Origin of the sequence: Ruegeria atlantica (genome assembly GCF_013032455.1) — a bacterium.
Classification (GTDB): domain Bacteria; phylum Pseudomonadota; class Alphaproteobacteria; order Rhodobacterales; family Rhodobacteraceae; genus Ruegeria; species Ruegeria atlantica_B.
The window spans coordinates 178,500-196,753 of the sequence record NZ_WQCF01000006.1; the positions used below are offsets into that span (position 1 = coordinate 178,500).

Consider the following 18,254-nt stretch of genomic DNA (forward strand, 5'->3'; position numbering starts at 1 on the left):
TTCCCGTTAAAATTTAGCCGCAACGCGGCGATTCGAGAGGCTCGGAATCGGGCCTCTCACACAGCGAGTCCGTTGACCAAGCGGAGACAAACAGGTGATTACCCAGCATTTTGTACAGAGCTAAAATCTATATATAGTATTTGAAAACTATCTATAACCTATATGTTGATTTTCACCGAAAACGATCCTTAGTGAAGCCATCAGGCGGCCCCAATAAAGTCAAATTTGAAACGTCTAACCGTATGCAGTGTCTTGCGGTTGTTTTTGGTTGTGAGTGTTGGGGCGATTTAGCCCAGTTGAACTACCGCAAAATGTTTAGAACGGGCGGGAAGAAATGAGCCACAACCAGGCTGTCGGTGCATCGCACGACGAACCGAAAATCGAAGGACTTGAACCTGGCGCCAAGCTGTTGCGTGGGCAGTATGAAATTCTGCGCTTCCTCAGCAATGGCGGGTTCGGCATTACCTATCTGGCGCGTGACAGCTTAGAGCGCGACGTAGTAATCAAAGAGTGCTATCCAGGTGCTCTTTGTGTGCGCAACGGCGACAAGGTCGAGGCTGCGGATCCAAACCACAAGGATGATCTGCGCGCTATCATCGACCTGTTTATTCTGGAAGCGCGCAACCACGCTCGCTTGGTGCATCCCAACATTGTCAACGTCCATCAGGTGTTTGAAGACAACAACACCGCATATATCGCGATGGATTTTATCAAGGGTTGCGACCTTCTGGACTATGTCGAAAATGAAGACAATAAGTCTGGCCCCGATTTCATCATTCAAGTCACCGAAAAGATGCTGTCGGCTGTTTCGTTCATTCACCAAAGCGGCATGCTTCACCGGGATATTTCACCGGACAATATCCTGATCAACGAAAACGACGATCCGGTTCTGATCGACTTTGGTGCCGCGCGCGAACAAGCTGCAAATCAGTCTGCAGCCTTGTTGACCTTGCGGGTAATCAAAGATGGCTACTCGCCGCACGAGTTCTACGTGCGCGGTGCCGATCAAGGCCCCAGCAGTGACCTGTATGTACTGGCGGCCACCTTGTATCATGCCATCAGCGGTGAACGTCCGATTGACGGGCAAACCCGATTGAATGCTTTTAACAACAGTCAGGAAGATCCCTACACCCCGCTGGCCGGACGATTCAAAGGGTATCCCGAAGGTTTCCTTGAAGCGATCGACAAGGCAATGGAAGTGCACGCCACCGACCGCCTGCAAACCGCTTTAGACTGGCTTCGCATGTTCCGTGGCACGGACGTCATGTTCGATACATTCGACTATCGCCCGGTCTCGGTCATTGTTGCGATGGACCGCAATGACGACGAAGCTGAAAAAGCCAGAATCAAAGCTGAAAGCGAAAATGCCGAAGCTGTGGTCACCGCCCTTTTGGCCGGAAACGCAGATCTGGTGTTGGGCAACGAAGAAAAGAATGAAGAAGAGCTAGCCAAGTTCACCCCCAAAGAGGAAACGGCCGTCGCCGTGGACACCGTGGTTAAAAGTGGTTCTGGTGGCAGTGGTAAGCTAATTGCGGGCCTTGCTATTGTCGTGGCCGGTCTGGCCGCTGGCGGTTTCTTCATATTGTCCGGTGAAAACGACACACCTGAGGCAGAGGTTTCCGCTGTCGCGGAAGACTCGCAAGAAACAATCGCATCGCCCACGCAAGAAGCTGAAATTCAACTCCAGCCGGAACAGGATGATCTGGCACAAGAACAGCCAGAACCCATTCTAGCCCCGAAACAAGCAGAACCCACTCCGGCACCTGTCGAGCAGGCGCAGGCTGAGACGGCTGTCATAGAAGAGGCTGAAGCCCAGACAGCCGTATCTGCCCCAATCACATTGCCCCCGCCCGCAGAAGCGCAGGTTGGCTTCTCGCATTGGGATGTCGAGATCCCGTTCCAGACCTCACAGAGACGGACATCAACCGGCAACATCATCGCTGTTACCGGCGTTGATCCGAACCAAGATATGTCGGTGATCGGGGAATGGGTGAAACGTGGCGTGGCGATCTACACGTTTAACGGCGAACCGGTTCGCGAAAACACCAGTTTCGCCGCTCAGGTTTTGGATGAGCTGTCTGTTGATCCTGACGGATACATCCGTGTGACTGCGCGCTATCGCCCACTTGGTAAGACGCTGGCCCAAAACGGGTTGTTGGCCCTTCCGGCCATCCGGATGGTCGGATTGGAAAACGGATACGGGTTCACAGTGCGCAATGAAAACGGTCAGGGATGGTCAACCGTTGTGACCTCAATCCCTGCTGATGCGGCAAGCACCCTGCAGAAGGGCGATGTCTTACTCAGAGAGACGCAAACAGGGTCCGCAATCGAAAACCAGAAAAGTCTGGACGAAATGCTGGAGGCATTGGTCGCGGAAAAACAATCTCAGGCGCATTTGACCGTATTGCGCAACGGCGCCGAAACAACCGCCACGATGCAGTTGGCACAGGAGTAATCTGACCGGATCGCAAGTGATCTGCCGCTATGTGAAAACTGAGGGTGGTGCTTGGAAGTCCACCACCCTGACGGGGACCGGCCCGTCGCGGCAGAAAAGTTAGTTTGATTTCCGAAATCTAGTGCCGTTGTGCCGATGCGCGCAGAGGCGAATAGCAGCCCCGCAGGACGACAAGCCCTGTGTCAGTAAGCAAAGGTGTCGACACCATGTTCAAATATAAAAGCCCTCTTAGCCGGCTTCTGGAAGGTGCCGGCAAACCCAAAGACGCTGAAACCGAAGAAGTCGCTGAAGCAGTCGAAGTATCCGAAGCCGAAAAACCTCAGCCAATTGCGGATTTCAACGCGCTGCGAAACGCTTTGGCAGGCGGCAACTTGACGTCGGAAACCTATGAGGACACCGACGAGCTAATTCCTGAAGAAAAGATGCCCAAGTTTTCCGAGGCCACGGAAGAAGCGGAAGCACAAGACGAGACGGTAATGACAGAGGTCGTCACCGAAACTCAGGACAATATCTTTGAGGCAACTGAAGCACAGCCTGAATCCGAAGAACCGGTTGTAACCCTGCATGTGGCCACCCAGGAGGAACCCGTCTCGGTTGAAGTTCTGGAAGATGACACCTCTGCAGCAGACCCAATTGTTGAGGTCGTTGTAGAAGCCGAGGAGCCCGTTCAACCCGAACCCGTCGCAGAAGCTGAGCCGACAACTGAAATTAAGCCGGAACTTCAGATTTCGGAACCCGAACCAGCGCCTGCTCAAACGGATCGTCGCGGACGTGTCAAGACCACATTCCTTGGCTTCGAGCGCGCGGACACACACGTTCAGGAGTTGATCGAAAGCTCGGAGCCCGTCGCAAAAACCGAAACTGCGCAAGAGACTTTTCCCGTTGGTTGGCTGGTCGTGACCGCTGGGCCAGGTCGCGGTTCTTGCATCACACTGACCGAAGGTCTGATGCAGATCGGGCGCAACGATGATCAGGCCATTCAGTTGGATTTCGGCGATACCGGTATCTCGCGCAGCAACCACGCTGTGATCGCCTACGACCCCGAAGACAGAAAATGTTATCTCGGTCATGGCGGCAAGGCCAATCTGGTCCGCCTGAACGGCAAGCCGGTGCTGAGCACTGTTGCGCTGAACAGTGGTGACCTGATCCGGATCAGCGAAACTTCGATCCGATTTGCCGCCTTCTGTGACGACGGCTTTGACTGGCGGGACGCCTAATAGATGCTGGCTCAACCGGCATATGATATTGCGCTGATCCTGGATAAGGGTCAGCGAGAAACGCAAGAAGACGCGGTTGCTGCCCGCATGTTTGATTTTTCCAATTCAGCCTATGTTGTTGTCGCAGACGGCATGGGTGGACACGCAGCCGGCGAGGTTGCTTCGGAGCTGGTTGTCAAAGCCTGGCGCGGAGCTTTGGATGCCGAATTGGAAGGCACTGCTCTGACCGAGGCCGCTCTGCTCGATGCTTTGCCCTTGGCAGCGATGCAGGCCAACGCACTAATTTCCAATCATTGCGAGGAACAAGGTAGTGGCTACAACATGGGGTCGACCCTGTTGGGAGTCCTGTTACTGAACAACCGTGTATATTGGATCTCGATCGGTGACAGCCCGTTGTACCTGTTCCGAGATGGGGTGCTGAGACAGATTAACGAAGACCACTCAATGGCACCGATGATCGATGCGCAGGTTGCCCAAGGCACTCTGAGTGAAGCCGAAGCGCAGGTTCATCCCGACCGCAATCAGCTGACATCTGTGATCATGGGACGTGCGATCCCCAAGGTCGACTGCCCAGAGAACCCACTGACCTTGACCGCCTCAGACACTCTGATCCTAGGCAGTGACGGGCTTCAATATATCAGTGACGAGAAGATCCAGACCATTTTGCAAGAGAACGCGGCAGCTTGGGCACAAGACATCGCAGATGCACTCTGGCAGGCCCTTCGGGCCAAGGGTGATCCGGATCAGGACAACGTCTCAATCGGCGTTGTGAAATTCACAAGAAACTAACCAAGGCAAAGATACAGGACCATGAGAACCCATCTGTTCATATCCAGCCTGGCACTTGCTGCCGCGGCCGGAGCAGCTTCGGCGAAAGAGGCTTGCTCGACCTATGAAATCCAGCGCGGCGACAGCCTTCGTGATCTGGCAATCGAAGTGTATTCGACCGAGGATTTTCGGATCATCTTTGACGCCAACCGCGATGTTATAGGCAACAATCCGAACATCATCCGTGTAGGCGATGTTCTGACCCTACCATGCTTGGAGGATATCGGACACGCACCGGCGGCTCCGGAAACAGAAGCCGAGGCCATGGCCGCCGAGATGGCCGCAGAATTGGTTAAAGCCGCCGAAAAGCGCGCTGAAAAGGCTATTGCAGAAGCCGAAGCCAGAGTCGCCGAAGCGGAAGCTGAAGCGAAAAAGGCCAGCGAAGAAGCCGTTAACGCGGCCAAGGTCGCCGCCCAACAAGAAATCGAAGCTGCGCGTGCCGAAGGGGCCGCGCTGATCCGCGAGGCTGATGCCGGAGAACGCCCGGAAATCCGGGATCGACAACTATTGCTGATCACCGGTGGCAACTACGCTCCATTTACAGATGAGGCCCTGCCTCATCGTGGTCTCTATACTAACCTCGTAGAGACAGCCATGCTGCGGGCCGCACCCGAGCAGGCTTACAAGATTCAATTTGTAAATGACTGGTCCTCGCATCTGGACCTGCTGATGCCGACATTGGCCTTCGACGCGACTTTCCCCTGGTCACGCCCGAACTGCGAAGAAGCCCAGACACTATCGGAAAAAGACCGCGACAGATGTGAGACATATCACTTCTCGGACCCATTCTATGAAGTTGTGGACACATTCTTTGCTCTTGAAGGCTCAGGCTACGAGCAGACACTGACCTATGCGGATTTTGCGGGAACCACGATCTGCCGCCCCGAAGGGTGGTCAACATCACATATGGATGCTGTAGGTCTGTATGAGCCCGCGATCACGGTTCTGAGCCCGGTGTCCCCGGACGACTGCTTTCACGCTGTGATGGAAGGCAAGGCCGACATCATCGCGATCGAAGCACATCTGGCGGGCGAGGCAATCGCGCGTCTCGGTTACGAGCACCGCATCATCGAAAACCCCAACCTAGCAGCGATCAAGTCGCTTAACGTCATGACCCACAAAGATAATCCGGATGGGGAAGCGATCCTTGCGACGCTCAACCAGGGTCTGGCGATCATGCAGCAATCCGGAGAGTGGCGCGACATCGTGTCAACCGCTCTGCGTCATCAAATGGAAAATGGCTAAGGCCCGAGCAGGCCTGGTAACTACAAGTCTGGAGGAAGTGGACATGTTAAAGAATAAACTGAAATCTGCAGTGCTGTCGGCATCAACTCTTACGGTTCTCAGCGCTGGCGCAGTGGCTGCGCAAGAAGCCTGTACCAACTATTCTGTATCGGACGGTGATACTCTTGCGACGATCTCGATCGCAGCTTATGGCACGTCCAACTATCAGCCGATATTTAACGCTAACCGCGACAACATCACGAATCCGAACAATCTAAAACCAGGGTTGATCCTGGCACTACCTTGTAACGATGGCAGCCTACCAAACGGGCAATCGGCCCGGGAAGTGATCGCAAACGAAGAAGCGAGAAACGCCGATAATCAATCCACAAATATCTACGAAGCTCCGATCCGTATGGTGCTCGGGGATGATTGGGCACCTTTTGCTGATGAATCTATGAACGGTGGTGGCATGATGGCTCGCCTCGCCTCCACAGCCTTGCGTCGCGGCGGTAACAACCGTGAACATTCGATTAGTTTTGTGGACGATTGGGCGTCTCATCTCAGCACATTGCTGCCTTTGGGAGCGTTTGATGTATCCCTTGGCTGGTACATGCCTGATTGTAGCAACAAGTCGTATGAGTGGGGCGAAAACACCACGATGCGCTGCACCGAATTCGATGTTACAGTCCCGGTTTATGACTCGGTAATCGGCTTTTTCACGCTGGCGGAAAGTGAGTATGCCAACGCACAGAGTTTCGAAGATTTCCACGGTGCCACCATTTGCCGGACCGAAGGTTGGTTCACCTTTGATCTGGAGCAAGTTGGCCTCGTTTCCCCCAACATTTCCATGATGCAGCCAAGAACGTCGGTGGAATGTATGGATGCTGTGCTGAATGGAACTGCCGATGTCGTCAGTTTCGAAGTTGAGCTTGCAGCGGATATTCTTGCTCAAATGGGTGTGGCATCAGGTGAGATTGTTGAGAACGCCTATCTGAACAACATCCTGAGCCTGCACTTCTTTGCTCATAAATCCAACCCGCACGCACGCAAATACGTTGCATTGTTGAACCGTGGTTTGATCGAAATGCGCGAAAGTGGTGAATGGTACGCGATTGTTTCGGACACTCTACGCGAGGCAAATAAAAGAACAATTTCGAACTAAGCGCGTAAGTAAAGAGAACCAAAGGGGCTGCCCGAAACCAGCCCTTTTCAATGCACCTTATATTCGCAAGTACGATGCATGTCAGAATCGGGGTCCAATTAACCAAGAACCAGTGTGATGTCTTTTGAAGCGTGGAGATCGGAGTTGTACAGTCAACGCTCTCAAAGGTTACGGGAAACCCCTAATATCCCAATAATTTGAATTTGGTATCTTGAAATCAACTAAACCGGTAAGGGCTCGCCCTTGCCACTCACTCAGAAAGGGACCGACTTTGGGGGTCGGTCCCTTTTATTTTTACGACGCATTACCACGCCCGGCGTGGCTTGCAGCAATCAGTCAATAATCGCATTCAGGGTAGCGCTTGGACGCATCACCGCTGACGCTTTGACCGGGTCGGTGTGATAGTATCCGCCCAGGTCGGCAGCGCCACCCTGTGCCGCAGCCAACTCACTCAGGATTTGCTCTTCTTTGGCGGCCAGTTCGGCAGCTACTGGTGCAAACTCGGCTGCCAATTCAGCGTCATCTGACTGAGAGGCCAGAGCCTCGGCCCAATAACGCGCGAACCAATAGTGGCTGTCACGGTTGTCGGGCTGACCAACCTTACGGCTGGGCGAGCGGTTGTTATCCAGAATGCCCTGGGTTGCAGCCTCGGCCGCGGCTCCAAGTACACCTGCCTTCGCGTTGCCCTTGCTATCCGCCAGAAAGTTCAAGGATTCACCCAGCGCACAGAACTCACCCATCGAGTCCCAGCGCAGATGGTTTTCCTCAACCAGTTGCTGCACGTGTTTCGGCGCCGAACCGCCCGCACCGGTTTCAAACAGGCCGCCACCATTCATCAGTTTGACGATGGACAGCATTTTGGCCGAGGTACCCAGTTCGAGGATTGGGAACAAGTCGGTCAGGTAATCCCGTAACACGTTGCCAGTGATGGCGATGCTGTCCTTGCCCGCGGTGATTGTCTCCAGAGACTGACGGGTCGCTTCGCGCGGAGCCATAATCAGGAACTTATCGGATACGCCCGCGGCGTGAAGTGCTGGTGTTACGTAGTTGATCAGTTCCGCATCATGGGCGCGGTTTGAGTCCAGCCAAAAGATCGCTTCGGATCCGGTCAGACGCTGCCGATCCAGAGCCAACTGAATCCAGTTCTCGATCGGAGCTTTCTTGACGGTGCATGCACGCCAAATGTCCCCAGACTCGACCTCATGCGACAGCAGCACTTCGCCACTTGCGGCAACAATGCGGATGGTACCGTCTGCAGGCGCCTCAAAAGTGGTCGGATGCGAGCCGTACTCCTCGGCCTTCTGCGCCATCAGGCCGACATTGGCGACGGCTCCGGCGGTGGCCGGGTTCAGCGCGCCGTTGGCTTTGAAGAAATTGATGGTTTCGTCATACACACCGGCATAGCAGCGATCCGGGATTACACAATTGGTGTCGCCTTTGGCACCAGACTCGTCCCAGCCTTTACCACCGGCACGGATTACGGCAGGCATCGAGGCGTCAATGATCACGTCCGACGGTACGTGCAGGTTGGTAATGCCTTTATCGCTGTCGACCATATACATCGACGGGCGGTCGCCTTTAAGAGCATCGATGGCCGCCACGATCTCGGCACTATCCTTGACGCGTTCCAGCAGATCACCCAGACCCGAGTTCGGGTTCACACCCAACGCGTCCAGTTCAGCACTGAACTTTTCGAACACCGGGGCCAGCCAGGCTTTGACCGCATAGCCAAAGATGATCGGGTCCGACACTTTCATCATGGTCGCTTTCATGTGAAGCGAGAACATGGTGCCGTCTTTCTTGGTGTCTTCGATGGCTTCGGCCAAGAAGGCAGACAGCGCTTTGACCGACATGAAAGTTGAGTCGGCCACAGTGCCTTCGGCGAGCGGCCAGCCGTCTTTCAGCACAGTAACACCGCCGTCTTTACCAACAAATTCAATCTTTGCGTCGCCAGACTGAGCGGCCGATATAGTGGTCGATTTTTCATTGGCGTAGAAATCGTTGCCCGACATCGACGAGACCTTGGTCTTGCTGTCGGCAACCCATTCACCCATGGAATGCGGGTTCTTCTGGGCATAGTTCTTGACTGCCTTTGCGGCACGACGGTCGCTGTTTCCTTCCCGCAGAACCGGGTTCACAGCCGAGCCCTTGATGCCGTCATAACGTGAACGGATCGCTTTTTCTTGGTCGTTAGACGGTTCTTCAGGGTAGTTCGGGATATCGTAACCCTGCGCCTGCAACTCTTCGATGGCAGCCACCAGCTGCGGGACCGAGGCCGAGATGTTCGGCAGCTTGATCACATTGGCTTCGCGCGTTTTCACCAATTCTCCTAATGCGGCCAGATCGTCGGTGATGTGCTGCTCGTCTGTCAGGTTCTCGGGAAAGGTTGCAAGTATGCGGCCAGCCAGAGAAATATCCTTGGTGCCTACGCTGACACCCGCCGCCGAGGCGAACTTGCGAATGATGGGCAGGAACGAGGCGCTAGCCAACTCAGGCGCTTCGTCTACAATGGTATACAATATATCGAAGTTCGATTTTTCTGCCATATTCTTTAACCTTTTTTAAGCCTTTCGGGGCGTGCGATCCAAGAGTGTGCCACTTATGCGTGGCGCGATAAGGGGCGCGGGTATCCTACCGCCCCAATGGTGACTCTGATTTGACAGGGCTTCCCTTAAATCAGGTTGGCCTTGGGATCAATCGTCTAGTGGGGGCGCAAATTGACACGGCTTGGGAAAAACGGGGAAATTGCTCGAAACTTATGCGAAAGTCGCAGTCAAACACCCCATGTGTCACTTAATTTGTACCCACCCGGCCATGGGTCGTCCGGGTCAAGCATGTGTTGATGGGTGCCGGTGATCCAGCCGCGACCGCTGATCTCGGGGGTTATGGCAGCGCGCTCGCCGACATTTGTCTGCTCGACAATCCGGCCAGTAAAGCGCGACCCGATGATCGAGATCGCCTCGAACGTATCCCCGACCGTCATCTGCGCCTTCGCCGCCATCAGCGCCATGCGCGCGGATACCGCGGTTCCGGTGGGGGACCGATCGACCTTGCCCGGTTGGATGGCAACAGCAGATTTGCCGGTCAAGCCTGTATCGGTTTTCTCCAGCGGTCCGCAAAAAGCACAAAACGAGATATGGTTCCAGTCGGGGTTCTGGGGATGCGTAAAGCCAAGTTGCTCATTGGCCGCGTTTGTGATCGCAACGCCTATGCGCGCAATATCTCTGGCTTCATCTTCCTCGATCCCAAACCCCAGCGCGGCGGCGTCGACCACAACAAAACTGTCCCCCCCATAAGCGGTGTCCACAGTCAGGGTTCCGAAATTCGGAACCTCAAGCGGGACCGAGATCTTATCGGCAAAGCTGGGTAGGTTCCGCACGAAGATACGTTCAGCCTTGCCATTTCTGCATTCGGCACGGACACGTACCAGGCCGCCCGGGGCCTCGAGTGTCATTCGGGTTTCCGGTTCCTGCATCGGGATAATCCCGCCATCCAACAACACCGTAGAGACACAGATCGAGTTAGAGCCAGACATGGGTGGCGTGTCTTCGGGCTCCATGATGATAAAAGCCGCATCCGCTTCGGGGTGTTTGGGTGGGACCAGCAGGTTGACGTGGCGAAACACTCCACCACGCGGTTCATTCAGGACAAAGTTGCGCAAAGTCTGGTCCTGGGCGATGAATGCGCGCTGATCCCAGATCGTATCTCCGGGCGGCGGTTGTACTCCGCCAACGATTACATCGCCCACCTCGCCTTCTGCATGGGCGGAAATGACGTGGATGGTTTTGGTGCTGCGCATATCGTGTCCTTAGAACCGGGAAGCAGAGAACGGGGTCAAAGAAATTTGAGTGGGTTGCCCATCAACCAAGGCACCGACCAGTTCGGCTGTTCCCGCCGCTTGGGTCAGGCCGAGATGCCCATGACCAAAAGCATAAATCACGTCCGGCGCGCTTGGCGAGGGCCCAATGACCGGCAGACTGTCGGGTAGCGACGGACGGAATCCCATCCATTGCGTGCCGCCTTCGGTCTTAAGCCCGGGCATGAATTTTGCGGCTTTGTTCAGCAAGGTGTCGGCCCGTTTGAAATTTGGCGGCAGATCCAGCCCGCCGAGTTCGACCGCTCCGCCAATCCGCACACCGCCATTGATCCGGGTCGCGACAAACCCATGGCCAGAGAATGTAAGGTGCATACGCAAGTCAAACGCGCCTTCGGGCAAGGTCGTGTTATAGCCGCGCTCAGTTTCAAGCGGGATAAGGTCTCCAATTGTACGGGCAAGATGATGAGACCATGCACCCGCACACACCACAACCTTGTCCGCGTCGATTTCACCATCTGCCAAGGTGATCCGCACGGCTCCGTTCACAGGGAACAGCGCGCGGGTTTCCTGAATTTCGATGCGCCCACCGCGCGTAAGGAAGGCTTGCGCCAAATGCTCAACCCAGTTTTTGGGGTCGACGGTGTTAATCCAATTGGGGGTGAAACCGGCATGGGTAAAACGAGGGCTGAGGCCGGGTTGTCTTTCGGCAATGCCCTCGCGAGTTTCCAGCAGTTCGAATTCAATTCCGTGCTGGCGGCGCAGCTCCCACGTAGGCAGGCTGGCGCGATACTCCGCCTCGCCTTCATAGAGCTGCATTTGACCATCGCGCTGCATCATGTGTTCACCATCAATATCGGTGATCAGGCGGGTCAAGGCGGCTGCAGACTGCTCCATCAGGCTGGCCTGCGCGCGCAAGCTGTCTTTATAGGACCCGAGGCGGCTCGCCTTCCAAAATCGAAACATCCATGGGGCAATCTTCAGCGCGTAAGAAGGCGGCACGGACAAAGGGCCTAACGGATCCAGCAACCATTTCGGAGCTTTCCGCATAATGCCGGGTGTGGCCAGCGGCTCTACTTCGGAAAAGGCGAAAGCCCCTGCATTCCCGGCCGAAGCCTGCGCAGCAATTCCTTCACGGTCCAGAACCAAAACTGAATAGCCCCGGCGCTGCAATTCCAGCGCCGTTGTGAGGCCGACCACACCGGCTCCGATCACAACGACTTTGGCCATCATGCCTCTATGCCCGTTTTGAAAGGGTCATTTGCGTCAAAGATCAGCGTCGCCTCGGCCATTATATGGGCCTGCCCGGTGATCGAGGGGATGACTCCTCCGTTAGGACCCGGCTGATAGGACAGGCGATAGGCGCTGCCAATAACGCTGTGCTGCACAATCTCGTCACCAGGTGCCAAACGCCCATCGGCCGCAAGGCAGGCCAGCCGCGCCGAACTGCCCGTTCCACAGGGAGAGCGGTCATAATTGTCGTCAGGACACAAGACAAAGTTACGGCTGTGAACCCCAGGATCGGGTGAAGTGTCCTGAAAAATCACGTGGTCGATCGGCTCACCCTGCTCTCCGCCGCTGCCTTGCGCGATCGAGGCCTCGCGGATAGCGACCGTCATATCCGTAAGTTGCCGGATATTGGCAGCCTCAACCGGAATCGGGCTGGGCTCGACGATGAAGAACCAATTCCCACCGTAAGCAACGTCACCCGAGACGGTGCCATAGCCCGGGACATCCAGCGCCACATCACGATGGACCCGGCGGCTTTCGATATTTGTGACAGTCACAGTATTGGCGTCGTGCAACTCGACTGTCACGATCCCTGCGGGCGTTTCGATCTTGTGACGCCCAACGCCAATTCGCCCCAGATGCGCCAGCGTGACAGTCAAGCCGATGGTCCCATGCCCGCACATGCCCAGCACGGCATCCACGTCAAAATAGATCACGCCTGTCACGCAAGAAGGATCTACTGGCTCGACCAAAAGCGCGCCGACCATGGCAGGTTGCCCGCGCGGTTCCAGCATAATCGAGCGGTAGAATCCTTCATGTTCCGTCGCCAACCTATGGGCGCGATCAGCCAGCGGGCCATTGCCTAAATCCGGCGCACCGTCGAGGATGACCCGCGTCGGTTCACCCCCGGTATGGCTGTCGATCACATGCATTCAGCGATTACTCCGCCCTGTTTGGACCAATCGGCGAACCATGTGCGGAACAGGTCGTATTGCTGTTCACAATAGTTGCGCTGCGCGTCGGTCAGTTCATCCGTTTCGTTGAAGTGCAGGCGATATTCCTGTTCTCCATTCAGCACCAGAAGATGCTTGTAATACAGCACCAGATCCGGGCCTTCGTCAAAGCTGGACAGAACATGGAAGGCATCCGTCAGTTCCTGTGCTCGCTGTCGCGCTTCGGCGTGACCCTGTGCCGCCTTTTTGGACAGAGCTGCCAACATCAGCGCTTCACGCGGGAGCGCGGTACCAATTCCTGTGATTGAGCCGGTCGCACCGCAGTTGACTAAGCCGTGGTAAACCTCGGTATCGACGCCAACCATCAGCGTTACCTGATCGTCCTGGCTTGTGATGTTTTCTGCGGCATAACGCAGGTCGTCCTTGCCTCCAAATTCCTTGAATCCGATTAGATTGGGATGTTCGGCGCGCAAAGCAAAGAAAAGATCAGCACGGGTTGCAAAACCGTAGTACGGGCTGTTGTAGATGATCGCGGGCACATCCGGCGCCGCCGAAAGGATCGCTTTGAAGTGATTCTTTTGCGCGGCAGGAGAGCTGCCGCGTGACAGGACGCGCGGGATCACCATCAGGCCAACTGCCCCCACCTTTTGGGCGTGTGCAGCGTGGGCGACGGCGGATTTGGAGTTGATCGCTCCGGTTCCGACCACGACAGGCAGCCCGGCTTCGACCAACCTTTCGACCCCTTCCATACGCTGTTCGTCGGTCAGCAATGGCCAGTCGCCCATCGAGCCGCAATAAACAACTGCCGACATACCCGCGTCGATCATCTGTTTACCCTTGCGTTCCAGCGCGTCAAAATCCGGGCTACGATCGTCCTTACAGGGGGTCATAAGTGCTGGCATGGTGCCGGTGAAAACATTGGTCGACATCAGGGCTATCCTTCCAAAATGAGCAGCGAAACCGGGCGGGATGCGCCCTTTCGACTCGCCATAACGGATATTGGATACAAAATCCATAAAAATCTCTCGGACAAAAAACGCGCCGGATCAGTGGATCGGCGCGTTTAACGTGGGTCACAGCATTGTCTCTATCTCAAACGTTGCCCGCTATTGGGGTCAAACAGCATGGCACGGTCGCTCCGGACACTAATGCCAATTCGTTCCCCTTGTTTGCTGCGCTGATCTTCACGCTCTTCAACGATCAGCTTATCACCATTCGGCGTCAGCAAATACGAGTAGCTTACTCCGCCAAGTGCCTCGGTCAGATCAACAGAGCATGCCTCCCCGGTGCGGTCCACCTCAATATGCTCAGGACGGATACCCAACGTAACTTTGTTCATACCCGCAGGGACATTCGCCGACACCACCAAAGGCGCACTGAGCGCGGGGTGCGAAACCGTGCCGTCCGCAAAATCGCACTCTAGGAAATTCATCGCAGGGGAGCCAATGAACCCCGCCACAAAGCGGTTGTCCGGGTCGCGATAAAGATCCATAGGGGCGCCGACCTGTTCGATCCGACCATCCCGCAAAACCACGATCTTGTCGGCCATGGTCATTGCTTCGACCTGATCATGGGTCACATAAATCATCGTCGCGCCTATCTCATTGTGTAGGCGTGCGATTTCCACCCGCATCTCGACACGCAGTTCGGCATCGAGATTGGACAGGGGTTCATCGAACAAAAACACCTCCGGCCCCCGCACGATGGCACGACCGATAGCCACCCGCTGACGCTGCCCTCCAGACAGTGCCTTAGGTTTTCGCTTGAGGTACGGGTCCAGTTTCAGGATATTCGACGCCTGCTGCACTTTCTGGTCGATCTCGGATTTGGCGACCCCGTTCATGCGCAGTCCAAAACCCATATTCTCGGCCACAGTCATATGCGGATACAGAGCGTAGGTCTGAAACACCATCGCCACGCCACGCTTGGCCGGGTCCATATGGGTCACGTCACGCGTCCCAATTTGAATTTGCCCCTCGGTGGTCTCTTCCAATCCCGCGATCATTCGCAATAGGGTGGATTTACCACAACCCGATGGGCCAACGAACACGCAGAATTCTCCATCCTCAATCTCAAGATCAATCCCATGAATTACTTGCGTCTCGCCGTATCGCTTGATCGCTTGGTTCAGAGTCACACCTGTCATGTCGCTTGCATCCTGTCTTTGTCAGCATTCACGCGGGTTTCGGGGAACCGCCAAGCCTGCGCTTCGGCTCCGATCTGTTCGGCCACATGGCGAACTCGGGGAATCCAATGCTTCAGCTGTTCGAAATTCATTCGCTCGGTCGACCCAGTGACCGAAATCGCCCCCAGCATCCGACCGCCAGAGGTCAAGATCGGGCAGGCAACACAGATGATGCCGGGCTCGTGCTCTTCATCGTCAACGGCATAGCCTCGGCTGCGGATCAGGTCGAGATCAGCCCGCAGCGCGGCCTCGGACGTTAGCGTTTTTTCCGTGAACCGGTGATAGCTTTGCTGTGACACAGCCCGATCCAGCGCGGCCTCATCCAGATGTGCCATCATCGCTTTGCCAACGCCGGTGCAATAGGCCGGACCAACCTTGCCAGCTTGCGAATACATCTCGACCGGTTGGGCAGCGTTGCGTTTATCGACATAAAGCACTTGGCTGGCATCCAACTGCGCCAGATGCACCGTCTCTCCGGTTTCTTGGCTAAGCGCATCCAGAAAGGGCCGCGCTATAGGTGCCAGCGAGCTTTGCGTCCAAGCCGCATGCGCCAATCGGACCAACCGCAAACCGGGCGTATAGGTCTGTCGATCAGGATCATACGACAGCATCCCCTGATTGGTCAGTGTTTGCAAAAACCGATAGAGCGTCGCTTTGGGGAAATCGCTGCTTTCCAACAGCTCTGCGAATCTCACCGGGCGCTGAAACGCCGCCACCTGATCCAACACATCACATGCTTTTCCTATTGTACCGTCACCTGCCACGGATGCTTGGTCTCCTCTCATCGATCCATCGCCGTCTTCACGAGGGTCTTGACAAGACTAACCGAGTCGATGTGTAGTTTTCAATATATAAAACACTGTTTCATTATTTGGAACCTATAGTGGAAGCTAAGGGAGGAAACCATGCATTCCATGTTCAAGCGCTCAGCGGCGGCGTTGGCAGCCAGTGTGGCACTTGCCGCGCCTGTCGCGGCCGAACTGTCCGGCGAGCTTCGAATCTTCCTCGACACATCGAACCCGGCGCCGCGCGCGACGATGGAAGCGATGATAGAGCGGTTTGCAGCTCAGCACCCGGGGCTGGAAATCGAGACCACCGTTATAGACCGTGAGGCTTATAAAACTCAGATCCGCAACTTCCTGACTGCGGACACACCGGACGTGGCCACATGGTATGCCGCCAACCGCATGAAGCCTTATGTAGAAGCCGGCTTGTTCGAGGATGTTTCAGACCTGTGGGCCGAGCCCGAAATCGCCGAAAACCTTGCCTCGACCAAGGGCGCGATGACTATCGACGGCAAGCAATGGGGCGTGCCCTATACCTACTACCAATGGGGTGTTTACTACCGCAAAGACATCTTTGATGAACTGGGCCTGTCCGAGCCGACCACTTGGGAGGAAGAGCTTGTCAATTGCCAGAAGATCGTCGATTCCGGTCGCGCTTGCTATACTATCGGCACCAAGTTCCTGTGGACCGCTGGTGGCTGGTTCGACTACCTGAACATGCGCACCAACGGGTTTGACTTCCACAACCAACTCGCCAATGGCGAAATCAGCTGGGAGGACGACCGGGTCAAACAGACCTTCGCCAACTGGAAGCAGCTAATCGACATGGGCGCGTTCATCGACAACCACCAGACCTATAGCTGGCAAGAAGCCCTACCATTCATGGTCAACGGCGAAGCCGCGGCCTATCTGATGGGCAACTTCGCCGTCGCACCGCTGCGCGAGGCTGGCCTGACTGACGATCAACTGGACTTCTACCAGTTTGTCGCGATCAACCCAGATGTGGAGCTGGCCGAAGACGCGCCGACCGACACGTTCCATATCCCGACCAATGCCTCGAACAAGGAAGCCGCACGTGAATTCCTACGCTTCGTTGTTTCGGCGGATGAACAAACCGAAATCAACAACGGCGCCAACCTCGGTCAGTTGCCTGTGAATGCTCAGTCGTCCGTGGATGACGACAAGTTCCTGCAACAGGGATTTACGATGCTGTCGTCCAACAGCCCCGGCGGCGTTGCTCAGTTCTGGGACCGCGACGCACCGGCGGAAATGGCCAAAGTGTCGATGGAGGGCTTCCAGGAGTTTATGGTCAAGCCGGACAATGCCGACCGTATTCTGGCAAAGCTGGAACGCGCACGTCAGCGCATCTACGATCAGTAACCGACGGTTTGGGCCGGGCAAAAGACCCGGCCCTATCCGATCTTGACAAATAGGTAGGCTCTGGTCCGCCAGTCTCTCAACCGGAACAACATCATGACCCCTGCATCAGATATGGAACTGGAAAGCTGGTTCCACAGAAACCAACAGCGCATTGCGCCCTGGCTGTTTCTGGCCCCCGGTCTATTGTTCTTTATGGTCTATGTGATCATCCCGGTATTCCAGTCCTTTAACCTGTCACTGTACGAATGGGATGGTCTGGGTGCAGCTGAATATGTTGGGTTTCGCAACTACGAAGACCTCTATTGGGAATGGGTGGATCGCGACGCATTCTACACGTCACTTAGAAACAATCTGATCTGGCTGATCCTGTATTTGGCCGCCATCCCGGCGGGTCTGTTCATTGCACTGTTCCTAAACCAGACAGTCTGGGGCATTCGCCTGTACAAATCACTATTTTTCTTCCCCTTCGTTATTTCTCAGGTCGTCGTGGGCCTCGTATTCACTTGGTTCTACGACCCGACTTTTGGCCTTTTAAACGAATTCCTCGGCTTGTTCGGCATGGGCCCGCTGAATGTGCTCGGCGACGAACGCTTTGTCACATACGGCATCATCTTCGCCGGGTTGTGGCCACAGACCGCATACTGCATGATCCTCTATCTCACCGGCCTGAACGCCGTAGACCCCGAACAAATCGAAGCCGGTCGTCTGGACGGTGCAAAAAGCTGGCGGATGCTGTGGCACATCATCCTGCCGCAACTGCGCCCCGCGACCTTCATCGCCTTTGTGGTCACCATCATCGGCGCGTTGCGCAGTTTCGACCTGATCTCGATCATGACCCAGGGCGGCCCGTTCGGCTCATCCCGCGTGCTGGCCTATTACATGTTCGAGGTCGCGCTATCCGAATACGGTTTCCGCATGGGATATGGCGCGGCAATCGCCGTGGTCCTGTTCCTGATCATGCTCTGCTTCATCGCCTACTTCCTGTGGTCGATGTACCGCGAAGAAAGGGGGCACTGAG

14 protein-coding genes are annotated in these 18,254 nt (G+C 55.6%); 7 read left to right on the top strand and 7 right to left on the bottom strand.

Translation table 11 applies throughout. The features are described 5' to 3' along the window. Positions 1-334: 334 nt before the first annotated feature. The 5 genes from GOW93_RS12430 (at position 335) to GOW93_RS12450 (ending at position 6,889) form a co-directional block, all read left to right on the top strand. Complete coding sequence (locus GOW93_RS12430) at positions 335-2,455, top strand: serine/threonine protein kinase (protein ID WP_170384548.1); 2,121 nt, start codon at positions 335-337, stop codon at positions 2,453-2,455. 206 nt (positions 2,456-2,661) lie between these two features. Beyond that, complete coding sequence (locus GOW93_RS12435) at positions 2,662-3,672, top strand: FHA domain-containing protein (RefSeq protein ID WP_170384550.1); 1,011 nt, start codon at positions 2,662-2,664, stop codon at positions 3,670-3,672. Between the two features lie 3 nt (positions 3,673-3,675). Continuing rightward, a complete protein-coding gene (locus GOW93_RS12440; protein WP_170384551.1) occupies positions 3,676-4,461 on the top strand; it encodes a PP2C family protein-serine/threonine phosphatase in 786 nt (261 codons plus the stop codon). 21 nt (positions 4,462-4,482) lie between these two features. Next, complete coding sequence (locus GOW93_RS12445; protein WP_170384553.1) at positions 4,483-5,745, top strand: transporter substrate-binding domain-containing protein; 1,263 nt, start codon at positions 4,483-4,485, stop codon at positions 5,743-5,745. Positions 5,746-5,788: 43 nt separating this feature from the next. Then, on the top strand, positions 5,789-6,889 hold the full coding sequence (locus GOW93_RS12450; protein WP_170384555.1) for a transporter substrate-binding domain-containing protein: 1,101 nt from the start codon (positions 5,789-5,791) through the stop codon (positions 6,887-6,889). Positions 6,890-7,221: 332 nt separating this feature from the next. Here GOW93_RS12450 and GOW93_RS12455 read toward each other — a convergent pair whose 3' ends face one another. The 7 genes from GOW93_RS12455 to GOW93_RS12485 all read right to left on the bottom strand — a co-directional run bounded on the left by GOW93_RS12455 (position 7,222) and on the right by GOW93_RS12485 (position 15,835). Further along, on the bottom strand, positions 7,222-9,435 hold the full coding sequence (locus GOW93_RS12455; RefSeq protein ID WP_170384556.1) for an NADP-dependent isocitrate dehydrogenase: 2,214 nt from the start codon (positions 9,433-9,435) through the stop codon (positions 7,222-7,224). A gap of 227 nt (positions 9,436-9,662) precedes the next feature. Beyond that, on the bottom strand, positions 9,663-10,688 hold the full coding sequence (locus GOW93_RS12460) for a trans-3-hydroxy-L-proline dehydratase (RefSeq protein WP_170384558.1): 1,026 nt from the start codon (positions 10,686-10,688) through the stop codon (positions 9,663-9,665). 9 nt (positions 10,689-10,697) lie between these two features. After that, positions 10,698-11,936 carry an NAD(P)/FAD-dependent oxidoreductase gene (locus GOW93_RS12465; RefSeq protein WP_170384560.1) on the bottom strand — a complete coding sequence of 413 codons (1,239 nt, stop codon included), beginning with the start codon at positions 11,934-11,936 and terminating at the stop codon, positions 10,698-10,700. Next, complete coding sequence (locus GOW93_RS12470; protein ID WP_170384562.1) at positions 11,933-12,865, bottom strand: proline racemase family protein; 933 nt, start codon at positions 12,863-12,865, stop codon at positions 11,933-11,935. The genes GOW93_RS12465 and GOW93_RS12470 overlap by 4 nt, the downstream gene beginning before the upstream one ends. Further along, positions 12,856-13,815: a dihydrodipicolinate synthase family protein gene (locus GOW93_RS12475; RefSeq protein ID WP_170384715.1), complete on the bottom strand. Its 960-nt coding sequence runs from the start codon at positions 13,813-13,815 to the stop codon at positions 12,856-12,858. Before GOW93_RS12475 ends, GOW93_RS12470 begins: the two co-directional genes overlap by 10 nt. A 158-nt stretch (positions 13,816-13,973) precedes the next feature. Next, positions 13,974-15,032: an ABC transporter ATP-binding protein gene (locus tag GOW93_RS12480; RefSeq protein ID WP_170384564.1), complete on the bottom strand. Its 1,059-nt coding sequence runs from the start codon at positions 15,030-15,032 to the stop codon at positions 13,974-13,976. Beyond that, positions 15,029-15,835, bottom strand: a complete 807-nt coding sequence (locus GOW93_RS12485; protein ID WP_170384717.1) for an IclR family transcriptional regulator — start codon at positions 15,833-15,835, stop codon at positions 15,029-15,031. Before GOW93_RS12485 ends, GOW93_RS12480 begins: the two co-directional genes overlap by 4 nt. Positions 15,836-15,976: 141 nt before the next feature. Between GOW93_RS12485 and GOW93_RS12490 the strand changes: the two genes are divergently transcribed. Further along, positions 15,977-17,236 (top strand): ABC transporter substrate-binding protein, encoded by a 1,260-nt coding sequence (locus GOW93_RS12490; protein WP_170384566.1) that lies wholly within the window; start codon positions 15,977-15,979, stop codon positions 17,234-17,236. A gap of 93 nt (positions 17,237-17,329) precedes the next feature. Continuing rightward, entirely contained in the window at positions 17,330-18,253 is a 924-nt protein-coding gene (locus GOW93_RS12495) for a carbohydrate ABC transporter permease (RefSeq protein WP_170384568.1), read from the top strand. Position 18,254: the final 1 nt, after the last annotated feature.